This window comes from Dactylosporangium darangshiense, assembly GCF_039537565.1.
GTDB lineage: Bacteria > Actinomycetota > Actinomycetes > Mycobacteriales > Micromonosporaceae > Dactylosporangium > Dactylosporangium darangshiense.
Map to the genome: position 1 here is coordinate 1 of NZ_BAABAT010000009.1, position 11776 is coordinate 11776.

The 11776-nt window shown below is 72.6% G+C and carries 10 protein-coding genes and 1 pseudogene; 6 read left to right on the forward strand and 5 right to left on the reverse strand.

Annotated features, from left to right (window positions below; translation table 11 throughout):
* Positions 1-365 precede the first annotated feature (365 nt).
* The 5 genes and pseudogenes from ABD901_RS18440 to ABD901_RS18460 all read left to right on the forward strand — a co-directional run bounded on the left by ABD901_RS18440 (position 366) and on the right by ABD901_RS18460 (position 3225).
* Entirely contained in the window at positions 366-1205 is an 840-nt protein-coding gene (locus tag ABD901_RS18440; RefSeq protein WP_345128215.1) for an AraC family transcriptional regulator, read from the forward strand.
* Positions 1206-1268: 63 nt separating this feature from the next.
* A complete protein-coding gene (locus ABD901_RS18445; RefSeq protein WP_345128216.1) occupies positions 1269-1850 on the forward strand; it encodes a dihydrofolate reductase family protein in 582 nt (193 codons plus the stop codon).
* A 124-nt stretch (positions 1851-1974) separates the two neighbouring features.
* Positions 1975-2298 (forward strand): annotated as a pseudogene (locus ABD901_RS18450) (ISL3 family transposase); the annotation flags it as partial.
* Positions 2286-2927, forward strand: coding sequence for a hypothetical protein (locus ABD901_RS18455; RefSeq protein ID WP_345128218.1), 642 nt, complete (start codon positions 2286-2288; stop codon positions 2925-2927). The pseudogene ABD901_RS18450 and the gene ABD901_RS18455, both read left to right, overlap by 13 nt.
* Positions 2928-3039: 112 nt before the next feature.
* Entirely contained in the window at positions 3040-3225 is a 186-nt protein-coding gene (locus ABD901_RS18460; protein WP_345128219.1) for a hypothetical protein, read from the forward strand.
* A gap of 11 nt (positions 3226-3236) precedes the next feature.
* Here ABD901_RS18460 and ABD901_RS18465 read toward each other — a convergent pair whose 3' ends face one another.
* The 5 genes from ABD901_RS18465 to ABD901_RS18485 form a co-directional block, all read right to left on the reverse strand.
* Positions 3237-4400, reverse strand: a complete 1164-nt coding sequence (locus tag ABD901_RS18465; protein WP_345128221.1) for an MFS transporter — start codon at positions 4398-4400, stop codon at positions 3237-3239.
* A gap of 55 nt (positions 4401-4455) precedes the next feature.
* Positions 4456-5352 (reverse strand): tetratricopeptide repeat protein, encoded by an 897-nt coding sequence (locus tag ABD901_RS18470; protein WP_345128222.1) that lies wholly within the window; start codon positions 5350-5352, stop codon positions 4456-4458.
* Positions 5349-8615 carry a WD40 repeat domain-containing serine/threonine protein kinase gene (locus tag ABD901_RS18475; RefSeq protein ID WP_345128224.1) on the reverse strand — a complete coding sequence of 1089 codons (3267 nt, stop codon included), beginning with the start codon at positions 8613-8615 and terminating at the stop codon, positions 5349-5351. The genes ABD901_RS18470 and ABD901_RS18475 overlap by 4 nt, the downstream gene beginning before the upstream one ends.
* 100 nt (positions 8616-8715) lie before the next feature.
* Entirely contained in the window at positions 8716-9375 is a 660-nt protein-coding gene (locus ABD901_RS18480) for an SDR family NAD(P)-dependent oxidoreductase (RefSeq protein ID WP_345128226.1), read from the reverse strand.
* Between the two features lie 231 nt (positions 9376-9606).
* Entirely contained in the window at positions 9607-10083 is a 477-nt protein-coding gene (locus tag ABD901_RS18485; protein WP_345128227.1) for a YdeI/OmpD-associated family protein, read from the reverse strand.
* Positions 10084-10403: 320 nt separating this feature from the next.
* On the opposite strand from ABD901_RS18485, the gene ABD901_RS18490 reads away from it, so the two are divergent.
* Entirely contained in the window at positions 10404-11681 is a 1278-nt protein-coding gene (locus ABD901_RS18490) for an ABC transporter substrate-binding protein (RefSeq protein ID WP_345128229.1), read from the forward strand.
* Positions 11682-11776: the final 95 nt, after the last annotated feature.

Here is an 11776-nt window from a genome sequence, read left to right on the forward strand (position 1 = left end):
CTCGAACTGGACGATAGAAGCCTGAAGAACCTCTATCTTTCCAGCTCGCGGGGGCATCATCGCATCCGGGCCCTCGTGCTCACATCAATCCCATCGGTGGATCAGGGCTCAGTTGCTTGCGCACTTGCTCAGCGACGGACCACCGGAGGAACCGATCATCGTATCCGGCTGATCCAGTTACGGGCCGCTGCCGTAGTGGACAATCGAATGATCAGCAGAGGGTCGCGCTCGCTTCAATCTGGCCCTTCACAACGTGGGGTGTCGTTGGGGACCGAAATGCGCCGGGGCGCCCGTCAGGGATCGGCGCCGGCTCGATGCTGGCGGCGGCGCGTGATGCCGGATGGGCCGTCGGCGATGATGTCGGCGTGGAGTATGTATCCAGAATGCCCGGTCCGCCGCTGGACGGGCTGATCGACGACCTCTACTACCTGGAGGGCGCCCCGCCGTACTCCCGGTTGATGCTGCCGGCGGCGCCCGCGCCATTGCTCATCGTCAACCTCGGGGCGCCGTTTCTCATCCGCGCAGGCACCGACGTAGACGCCGTGGAGTACGCCGACGGCTGCGCGGTCACCACGCCCACGCGTGCGTGGGAGTTCAGCTACCCAACCCCGACCCGGTCCGTGGGCGTCCACTTCAGGCCGTGGGGCCTGGCACCGTTCCTTCCGATGCCTGCGGCCGAGTTGTGCGACCGACCTGCGACGGTGGAGCAGATCTGGGGCCAGCCCGCTATCGCTGAATTGCGACACCGACTGACCTTGGCGGACGCACCGCATGAAATGCTGATGTTGCTCGAGGAGGAACTGGTGCGACGGCTGCGGGTGATCGACGGTCTTGACCTGGTCCGCCAAATGAGCAGCGCCGTTGCGGCGACAGGCGGGACAGTGCCGATCAGCGACATCGGTCTGGCGGCCCGCGCCAGCAGCACGTATTTGGCGAAGCGGTTCAAGGCCGTAGTCGGTGTCACGCCAAAACGGCTGGCTCGTAGCTACCGCTTCAGCTCCGCCGTGTTGGCGCTCGACGTCGCTGCACCGATCGACTGGGGAGACGTTGCTGCTGGCGCGGGCTACTTCGACCAGGCCCACTTCGTGCGCGATTTCCGGGAGTTCACCGGGCTCACGCCGACCCGGTACGCCGAAGTCCGGCGGCGATTCCTGCGCGATCATCCCGACCACGTCCTGGACGGCTGGCCGCTCCCGGCCGATTGATTTCGTACAAGAGCGACAGCTCACGTCGCACAAGACTTGGGACTCCAAACAGAGGAGGAATCCATGGGGAAAGTGGTCATGAACGCGTCGGTTTCGGTGGATGGTTACATCGCGGCTGAGAACGACGACCCCGGTCCGATCTTCGAGTGGCTGGTCAGCGGTGACGTGCCGTTGGACGACAGTGGCGTTCTGAAGGTGTCGCAGGCTTCGTTCGACTACGTCCGGCCGTACTGGGACGAGGTCGGGGTGACCATTGCCGGCCGTCACGCCTTCGACATCACCGACGGCTGGGATGGGACGCCTCCGAGTGGGATCGACCATGTGGTCGTGGTGAGTCACCGTGGTGCGCCCGAGGGCTGGGACCTCCAGGCGCCGTTCCACTTTGTCGACGGCATCGAGGCGGCCGTGGCCAAGGCGCGGGAGCTTGCGGGTGACCGCACTGTCGAGTTCGCTGCTGGCGACGTCGGCGGCCAGGCGCTCGCCGCAGGTTGGGTCGACGAGGTACGCATGGACGTCGCACCCGTCGTGCTCGGGTCCGGTAAGCGTTACTTCGGCTCCGTCGACGCGCAGCACCTGCTGGAAGGCCCAGACGTAGTTGTTCAGGGCAACCGGGTGCTTCACCTGCGCTATCGGGTGCGCCGTTGACCGATCTGCGTGGGTACGCGAAGAAGACCGCTGCGACTGTGACACGAGATCGGGCGTCCGGCTGCGTTTGTGCATCGCTGCCCCGGGACGGAAGTCGTGGTCTTCCGGATTGGCACACCTCGACTTGTCTGACGCTACCTTTGCCTGCCCTGACCTGACCAAGTTCTGCCGGCTCGATGAGCTCGGTCTGGCCGTCACCGGCCAACGACTCAGGCCCGACCGTGCGGTGCTGGCATGCCGGGTCGTCGAGCCGGACCAGTGGTGCCGTCGCTGTGGTCGCGAAGGCGTACCGCGCGACACCGTGACCCGGGAGCTGGCCCACGAGCCGCTGGGCTGGCGGCCGACGACGCTCGTGGTGACCGTGCGCCGCTACCGGTGTACCGCTTGCGGTCACCGCGGCTGAGCCGCGAACGAAGCTGTCGCGTCGCGGGCGCGGTGGGCACTCGACACGAGGACCGGCTTTGGGACGACCCCGATGTCAAGGCGATCTATGACCTGAGAGGCGGTCAACCAATCCCGCGCCTTGCCGAGTTCAACGCCTTCCCGGAGCAAGCCGATCTGATGTTCGGATTCGTGAAACGGGACGTGCAGAACGGCACCGGGACGCCGGTCAGCGACTACGTCGAAGCCTGTCTGGCCGGAGTCAGGGCGGTCGAGGGGCTCGCGGGCAAGATTCACCCGGGTTGGATCAAGTTTCTGCTCTGCCAGATCGACCGCAACAACTCGCTGCTGTGGGACCAGCACGGTCAGCCCGCCGACTTCGTCGCGGCGATAGCCGAATGGCTTGTCAGCACCATTACGCGGTTTGGCTGGGGTCCGGACGGCAATTCGTCGCCGCTGGGGAGCCACAGCAACTCCATGGCGGTCGCAGCCGAGGCCGGCGGGGGACTGCATGTCGACCCGAGTACCGGGCTCATGAAGTACGGTGACGGCTCCGGCGCGCGCCGCCTCGCCGGCGTCGCGAACCCGGCGGCATCGGCGCATCCGCCTTCCAGCGCCACAGTCGAATCCGAAGCCGACGAGTACGGCTGGGACGCATTGAGCCGCCGCCTCAAGGCGGCCGGGGCCGGTGACTAGGCAAGAGCAGGGAGCGGCCGCGGTCGGTCAGGGCGTACTCGACGCGGCGCGGGGTCTCTCGGCCGCTCACCAGGGGCCGTCGGCCGTCAGCGCGCGCAGGGTGCGGGTCAGGATGCGGCGGCTCAGGCCGTCGACGGCGCGGTCGAGCTCCAGCCTGGAGGCGATCCTGGCCGAACCGCCCGCCGTGCCGCTGTCCGTGTTTCGCCGCGACCGCCCCGTGCCGCCGACCGGCCCGTCGTTCGACCCCGCCGCGGGCGGCCGCCTGGAGGCCGTCCTCGGCCGCCTGGCCGCCGTTTGAGCGCGCGCTCATTACGGCACGGCGGCCGGCTCGGGCTGGCGTACCGACGGGCGGGGGAGGATCGCCATGGCGGCGAGCAGAGGGATGAGCGCCGTCAGGGTCGGGCCCAGGCCGGCCAGCTCGGCCGTCCAGCCGATGAGGGCCGGGCCGAGCAGGATGCCGGCGTAGGTGAACGTGGTGAAGCGGGACACCAGGGTCGCCGTGGCCGCGCCGGGCAGGTTGCCGATCGCGCTGAACGTGAGCGGGAGCAGCACCGACGTGCCGAGGCCGGCGAGGGCGAAGCCGGCCACGGCGGCGTACGGGTGGCGGGTCAGCACGGCGGCGGCGAAGCCCGCGGTGGCCAGGGCCGCGCCGGTGCGGAACAAGGGCTGGGCGCCCAGGCGCAGGGTCAGGCGGTCGCCGACGAGGCGGCCGGCGGTCTGGCCGGCGGTGTAGGCGGTGACGGCGGTCGCGGCGACGGTGAGGGTGGCGCCGCGGGCGTCGTGCAGGAAGATGCCGCCCCAGCCGAGTGCCGCGCCCTCGCAGACCATCAGGGCGGTGCCGGTGAGGCCGAGCAGCAGCAGCGGGGCGCTCCAGCGGGCGCGGGCGCGTGGGGTCGGGCCCGCCTCGGGTGCGACCTCCGCGGACGCCGGGAGCAGGCGTGGGGTGACGAGGAGGCCGGCGACCAGGAGTACCGCCGCGGCCACCACGAGATGCACGGACAGCGCGACGCCGGCGTGGGTGAGGGCGGCGGCGGTCAGCGACGCCACGACCGCGCTCACGCTCCAGGCGGCGTGGCAGCCGCTGAGGATCGGGCGGCCGGCCAGGCGTTCGACGGTGACCGCGTGCGCGTTCATGGCCGCGTCCGTGGTGCCGTGCGCGGCGCCCAGCGCGGTGGCGGCCAGGGCGAAGCACCAGCGGCCGGGTACGGCGGCGACCGCGGCCAGCAGCAGCGGCATGACGGTCAAGGTGGCGCGCAGCACCGCGCGGCTGCCGGCGCGGGCCACGAGCGGGCCGACCAGCTGCATGGCGGCGAGGGCGGCCACGGCGAAGAGCATGCCGACCAGGCCGAACTCGGCGTCGGTCAGGCGGAGGTCGGACTTGAAGGAGGGTGCGCGCACGATGTACGTCGACAGCGTGAGCCCGTTGATGAAGAAGACGGCCGTTACGGCCCGGCGCGGCTTGCCAATGGTCACATCCGGACGACGATCGAGCGCCGTGCGGATCGACAGCCGCGGCGGGCCGGCGGGCTCAGCCCTGCAGCTGCCGGCCGATCCGCTTCGCGGTGGCGGCCTCCTCGGCGCGGCCGAGGCGCTCCAGGGCGGTGGCGCGGTTGAGGTAGTTGTCGGGGTTGTCCGGGCCGTCGTTGATCGCCTGGTCGATCGCGGCGAGGGCCTCCTGGTTGCGGCCGAGCTTGAGCAGGGCCGCGCCCTTGGCGCCGTTGGCGAACGAGGCCGCGTTGGGGGTGTGGTCGGCGGAGGCGTCGGCCGCCTCGATGCGCAGCGCCTCATCCGCGCTGTGCAGCGCCTCCTCGGCCCGGCCCATGTCCATCAGCGCGATCGACTTGTTGATGTGCACGGCGACGTAGCGCGGCTCCGCGGCCAGCGCCCGGTCGAAGGTCGCCAGGGCGCGGTCGCGCTGGCCCAGGTCGCGCAGGACGTTACCGGCGTCGAACAGCGGCTGGGGGTTGCGCGGGTCGATGGCGAAGGAGCGCTCGAACGCGGCGACCGCCTCCTCGCGCCGGCCGAGGTTGCGCAGGGCCAGCCCGCGGCTGAAGTGCGCGTCGGCGTATGCCTCGCGTATCGCGATCGCCCGGTCGAACAGGGCGAGGGCGGCGGGCATGTCGCCGCGGGCGCCGTGGTCGTAGCCCTCCTGGTGCAGCCGGACGAACTCGGCGACCTGGGTGCCGTTGACCTTCTGCCGCTGGCCGCCGTCGACGAGCTTGCCGCCGCACTGCCGGCACGGGGTGGAGCGCAGGAAGCCGGCCTTCGGGGCGCACCGGTCGCAGAACGTCTGGTGGCAGTCGGGGCAGATCTGGAACTTGATCGAGAAGTGCTCCGGGTCGTTGCGGGCGGTCGGGTTGCCGCCGGGGATGTTGGACACGGAGATCATGCGCTGGCAGCGCCAACCGGCGCAGGCGAGGATCACGAGGCTTCCTTTCCGGGTGATGTCAGGTCGTAGTCCCAGTCGAGCGCCCAGACGACGGTCTCGGCGCGGTCGCCGCAGGACCAGGCGAGGCCGTGGTCGGCGGCGAAGCCCACCCGGTCGCAGGGGCCGGCGGCCGGCAGGACGCGCAGGGCCCGGCCCTCGTCGAGGTCCCACACGCGGATGGTGGCGTCGGCGCCGCCGGAGACGGCGAAGCGGCCGCCGGGCGCGAGCGCGACCGCCTCGACCGCGCCCTCGTGCCCGGTGAGCACGGCCGTGCACGCGCCGGCGGCGACGTCCCAGACGCGCACGGTGCCGTCGGCCGAGGCCGAGCAGGCGCGCCGCCCGTCCGGGGTCATCGCCACGGCGCGGACGGGCTCGTCGTGGCCGAGCAGCATGTGGCGCAGCTCGCGGGTGCGCAGGTCGGTGACCCACAGCGAGGAGCCGGTGTGGCTCGGGCAGAGCACGGTGTGCCCGTCGGCGCTGACGGCGGTCGCCGCGGCGCGTGCGCCCTTGCCCGGCAGGGAGTGCAGGCAGCGGCCCTTGGCGGTGTCGAGCACGCAGACCTCGCCGTCGTGGTGGAACACCAGCGCCACCGAGCCGTCGTCGCTGAGCGCCATCGAGCCGACCCACCCGCCGTGCGGGGTCGCGATCCGGCGGCGTTTGCCCTTCTCCAGGTCCCAGACTCCGACGGTACCGCTCCAGCCGCCCGACACCGCGACGCGCCCGTCGGCGCTGACGGCGAGGGCGGAGACCTTGTCCTTGTGCCCGCTCAGCACGTGGCGGCACTGCCCGGTGGCGAGGTCCCACACGCGCACGGTCTGGTCCTCGCTCGCGGTGACGGCGAGCCGGGCGTCGGGCGTGATGCGCAGGGCGGTGACGGCGTCGCCATGGCCGTAGAGGGTGTACCGCGGTGCGCCGCCCGCCACCTCGAACGCCTCCACCGTGCGGAACGAGGACCGGTGCCGCAGGGCCAGCACACCGTCGGGGGTGAGCACCGACCCGGAGGGCAGCCGCCCGGCGGGCCAGGCGCCGAGCAGCCCGCTGCGCCGCCCGTGCCGGCCGACGGCAGCCCACAGCGACAGCAGCGTCCCGTCCCGCTCGAAGCCGGGGGTGGCCCGGGCGGTGCGCAGCTCGGCCGCGGCCGCCGCGATCCGTCCACTGCGGATCAGGCCGGGCACCCGCTCGACGGCCTCGCGCACGACGTCGACGTCGCGGGACAGCTCGACGGCGGCGCGCGGCTTCGCGTAGCTCCAGCGCGCCGCAGCGCCCGGCGCCGGCAGCCGCCACACCCGGGCGGTGCGGTCGGAGGAGCCGCTGGCGGCGAGGCCGGGCCCGGGCAGCGCGAGCGCGCGGACGGGCGACTCGTGGCCGTCGAGGGTGCGCAGGCACCGACCGCGGGCCACGTCCCACACCTGCAGGTCGTCGCCGGCGGCGGCCAGCACCAGGCTCCCGTCGTCGGCGAGCACGGCGTCGCGCCCCCAGGCCGCGTGGCGCTCCCACCGCGCGCGCCGCTCGCCGGTGAGCGGGTCGACCAGCTCGACCGACTCGGCGCCGGCCAGCAGCGCCACTGCGGCGGAGCGGCCCAGCAGCACCGTCTGCGTGCCGACGGGGCCGGAGCTGACCAGCTCGCCGTTGCCGAGCTTCCACGCCCGCAGCCGCCCGGTCCTGCTCGACCAGGCCACCACGTGGCCGTGGCCGACAGCCACCGCGCCCGACTCGTAGCCGGCACTCGGCCGCTGCAGCGTGTGCCGCGGCTCGCCGGTCTCGACGTCCCAGACGAGCACGCCGGACGCGGCGGTGAGCGTCGCCAGGGCCGAGCCGTCCTCGCTCAGCGCCAGGCTCCGCAGCGCCGCGCCGTGCTCGAGGCGGTGGCGGGGCTGCCCGGTCGCGGCGTCCCAGACGATCGCGGCGCCGTCGTCGCCGCCCGACACCACGAACCGCCCGGCGGGGTCGATCGCCAGCGCGCCGACCCGCCGCCGGTGCGCCGGCCAGACCCCGCGGCACACGCCGGCGGCGAGGTCCCACAGGCGCACCGCGGCCGGGGCGGCGTCGGTGCCCAGGGCCTCCTCGCCGACGGCGACCAGCCGGGCGTCCGGCGTCGCGGCGACGGCGGTGACGGTGCGCTCGCCCGGCAGCCGCACGACGGCGGGCGGCTCGCCGCGCTCCCGCTCGACCTGCGCGAGCAGTTCGCCGGCGCCGCGCACCGGGCCGAGCTCGGCGAGCAGGCCGGCGTCGGTGATCTCGCCTCGCCGCCAGCGCAACAGCCCGCGGTTGTACACGGTGTGCACGTGCTCCGGGTCGGCGCCCAGGGCCTGCTCCCACAGCGCCTCGGCCCGGTCCGGGTGGCCGAGGTCGAGCATCGACAGGGCCTGGTTGGACAGCCCGTCGGCGCGCAGGGCGACCGGGGACGGCACCCGGCGCGGGTAGGGCCGGCCGGTCACCTCGGTGTACACCGCGACGAGCCGCTCGGCGACCGCGCCGAGGTCGGCGGGGCGCGCCGCCGGGTCGGGCCGGAAGCACTCGCGCAGCACGGCGACCAGCCCGGCGGGCGGGTCGAGCTCGTCGCCGAGCAGCGCCTCGAATACCTCGCCCGCGATATGCCCGGCCCGCGTCGGCGGCCCGCCGACGAGCATCTCCAGCACGCTCAGCGCCCACGACCACACGTCGGTGGCCGGCGTCAGGCGCACCCGCTCGCCGGCGGCGGCGCGCATCTGCTCGGGGGAGCAGTAGGCGGGCGTGAGCCCGCCGTAGGTGACGCCGGCGTCGCCGGTGCGCGCGCCGCCGGTCGCGACGACGGCCTTGGCGAGCCCGAAGTCGGTGACCTTGACGGTGCCGTCGCGCTCGCGCATCGCGTTGGCGGGCTTCACGTCCTGGTGGACCATGCCCTGGCGGTGCGCGTGGTGCAGGCCCCAGGCGAACTGCACGGCGGCGTCGAGGACGTCGGGCAGCGCGGCGACCCGCCGCTCGCGGACCGCGTCGGCGAGGCTGCCGCCGTCGACCCACTCCGCGAACGCCGCCGGCCGGCCTTCGAGCTGGCGCACGTAGGCGCAGCTGACGACGTTGGGGTGGGCGCCGAGCGCGACCCAGGACTCGGCCTCGGCGCGGAACAGCTCGTCGCCGACGAACTCCGGCCGCGGCGTCTTGACGGCGAGGTCGACGCCCCAGCCGCGGTGGTGCACGCGATACACGAGGCCCATGCCTCCGCTGCGGATGACGTCGCGCACCTCGTAGAGGTCGAGCAGGGCGTCACCGACGCGGAACACGGGCCGTCACCTCGCGGGGCCGGGGCAGGGTCACGCCAGGCTAGCGGAAAGCCGCCCGGCGCGCGGCCCCGTGTCCGCGCTACAGGAACCGCCGGCAGCATCACTCGCCGCGCGAGCGCAGCCACGCGTCGAACTCGGCGGCCACGATCCGCTCGTCGTGCACGCCGTCCGCGGCCGCCGAGGCGAGCCAGACGATCGGCGGACCCATGATCTCCGGCTCCAGGAACCGGTGCCCGGCGGGCGCCGCCTCCGCCGGCAGCATGCCGGTGACCGTCGCACCGCCGGGCAGCAGCACGTTGACCGTCACCCCGGTGCCCCGCAGGTCGGCGGCCATGATCCGCGACAGCGACTCGCTGCCGGCGCGCGACGGGCCGTAGGGCACGAACCCGGCCCGCTGCATCGTCGACTCGCTCACCGAGACGTTGACGATCCGGCCGGCGCCCGCCGCCAGCATCCGCGGCGTCACCTCGCGGGCCATCAGGAAGTACCCCGTCAGGTTCGTCTCCACCACGGCCCGGAACCCGTCGGGCGGCACCTGCCAGAACCCCTGCGGCTCGCTCATGAACCGCGGGTTCACCGTGCGCATGCCGATCCCCGCGTTGTTCACCAGCATGTCGATCCCGCCGAGCCGCGCCCACGCCTCGTCGACCGCGCGGGCCACCGACGCGTCGTCGCACACGTCGAGCTCGAGCCCGATCGCGCCCGGCAGCCCGGCCGCCACCTCGGCGGCCCGCGCCCCGGACCGCCCGGTCAGCGCCACCGTCGCCCCCGCGCCGCCGCCATCGCCCGGCCGAGCCCGCTCGTACCACCCGTCACCAGCACTTTCTTCGCTCTCATACCAACGACGCTAGGTTTTCGAGCGCACTCGAAGTCAACCCGGCCCTTCAGGTGGAGCGGAGCCCCCGGGGGAGCGATGAACAGCGTCCTGCTGCCGCGCGACCTCGTCGGCTTCGCACTGCTCGGCGCGTGTTCTGCCCGGCCGGCCTTTCGGCTATGCCTTCGGGCGTTCCTTCACGCCGGCGGCCAGCAGCCGGACCATCTCGGCGATGCGCTCGGCCCGCTGCTCCGGCCGGCGCTTCGTGCCGTCCAGCCAGCGCAGGTACGCCTTGCGGTAGAACTGCGCCAGGGCGTCGAAGAACGCCGCGGCCGCCGGATCGGCCGCCAGCGCCGCGGCGACGTCGTCGGCCAGGTCGGCGCGCTGCGGCCCCTCGGGCGTGAGCTCGACGGCGACGGTCGCGCCGTCGGCGAGGCCGCAGTCGCGTTGCCAGGCCGGGCCCATCACCAGGGCGTGCCCGTCGCCGGCGCGCTCGACGGCGCCGCGCACCCGGCGCCCGCCGACGGTGCCGCCGACGAGGTGGCGCGGCTTGGCGCCCCAGGCCTCGTCCGGGTCGAACGGCACCGGCACCACCAGATGGCCGCGCGGCCCGGCGGCGACGGTCGCGGTGAAGGTGCGGGTGGTCGCTTCCATGCCACCAACCTAGACGGCGCGAACGGCTGTGTTGGTTGTTGTGTAACAACTGCAGCCTCGCGTGGGAAGTAACCCGCCCAGTTATGTCAACTCCTTACCGATATAGATCCAAAATGTCGATCTTCACCCTTCATTGATGCGGACGTTCCGTAACAAAGCTCATCTATCGGGTTTGTGTCCGCTAAGAGTTGACAGAACTGATGGCGACGCGTACCTCTTACGGACATCGCCATGCTTCAACATGTTCGACCATGCGCGGCCATCAACAACACCCCAATGCACACACTCCAACAACCGGTACACCCCTATCTGGAGGACGGATGCGCTTCAACGCGCGCGCGACCAGCCTCGCCGCCGCCGGTATCGCCCTGGCCCTGCTGGCCGGTGGCTGCGGTGCCGACGAGGGCGACGGCAGCGGCAACGGCGGCGGTGGCACCAAGAAGGTCGAGGTCTTCACCTGGTGGGCCGACGGCGGTGAGAAGCAGGGCCTCGACGGGCTCGTGAGCCAGTTCAAGACCGACTGCTCGCAGTACGAGTTCGTCAACGGCGCCGTCGCCGGCGGCGCGGGCTCGAACGCGAAGCAGGTCCTCGCCTCCCGCCTGCAGCAGAGCGACCCGCCGGACACGTTCCAGGCGCACGCGGGCGCGGAGCTCGCCGACTACATCAAGGCCGGGCAGATCGAGGACCTCTCCGCGCAGTACAAGGAGTGGGGCCTGTCCTCGGCGTTCCCGAAGGGCCTCGTCGACAGCCTGACCGTCGGCGGCAAGATCTACTCGGTGCCGGCGAACATCCACCGCGCCAACGTGCTGTGGGCCAACAAGAAGGTCCTCGCCGACAACGGGATCACCTCGGTGGCCACCACGCTGCCGCAGTTCTTCACCCAGCTCGACACCCTCAAGGCCAAGGGCATCACGCCGCTGGCGCTGGGCAAGGACTGGACGCAGCAGATGCTCTTCGAGGCGGTGCTCATCTCCGACCTCGGCACCGACAAGTACATCGGCCTGTGGACCGCCAAGACCGACTGGGCCGGCTCCGACGTCACCACCGCCATCAACGACTACAAGAAGCTGCTCGACTACACCAACAAGGACCGGGACAGCCTCGACTGGACCGACGCCGAGAAGCAGGTCATGGACGGCAAGGCCGCGTTCCAGCTGATGGGCGACTGGGAGGCCGCCGACATGGACGCGAAGGGCTTCAAGGACTACTCGTACACGGTGTTCCCGGGCAACGGCAACGCCTACCAGTGGCTCGCCGACTCCTTCGTGCTGCCCAAGGGCGCGAAGAACCCGGAGGGCACCAAGTGCTGGCTGAAGACGGTCGGCTCGGCGGCCGGGCAGAAGGCCTTCAACACCAAGAAGGGCTCGATCCCGGCCCGCACCGACACCGTCGCCGCCGACTACCCGGCCTACCAGCAGTCGGCGATCGCCGACTGGGCCAAGGACGTCGCGGTCCCGTCGTGCCCGCACGGCTCGGCCTGCTCGCAGGGCTGGCAGGGCGCGGTGAACTCCGCGCAGGGCAAGTTCTCCAGCGACGGTGACGTCGCCGGGCTGCAGAAGGCCCTCGTGGCCGCCGCGAAGCAGTTCGCCGGCAAGTAACGTCCCCGCAAGCCGCGGCGGGGCGGGGTCTGGGTCCCGCTCCGCCGCTCCCATGACGTGAGGAACCCCCGGTGTCCAAACCCCGTCGTTCCCCC